Origin of the sequence: Paraburkholderia phymatum, from assembly GCF_038900715.1 — a bacterium.
Classification (GTDB): Bacteria; Pseudomonadota; Gammaproteobacteria; order Burkholderiales; family Burkholderiaceae; genus Paraburkholderia; species Paraburkholderia phymatum_A.
The window spans coordinates 1-255 of sequence record NZ_JAYMRZ010000123.1 but is presented as its reverse complement, the minus strand read 5'-3'; the positions used below and the strand labels follow the sequence as shown (position 1 = coordinate 255).

At 61.2% G+C, this 255-nt stretch carries 1 protein-coding gene; it reads right to left on the bottom strand.

The window, feature by feature from the left end:
• Positions 1–255, bottom strand: a 255-nt coding sequence (locus VSR68_RS43050; RefSeq protein WP_342945396.1) for a transposase, incomplete at both ends; no start/stop codon positions are given.

The window sequence follows — 255 nt, the reverse complement described above, 5'->3', positions numbered from 1 at the left end:
CCCTTGTAGCCACGGTCGACGACGGCGATTTCCGGCGTGACGTCGCTCAGGATCGCCGCCTGCTCGAGCGCTTCTGCAAGTGTGTGCCCGTCGTAGGGATTGCCGGGCATCGAGCGCATTCCAACGAGCAGACCTTCCTTGTGCGTCGTCGTGATCGACACTTTCACCCCAAACTCATACGGCGTGCGCGCCTTGCCTTTGGCCAGGCACTCCACCTCTGGCGCATGCAGTGCGTAGAGCTTGTTTTTGTCCTTG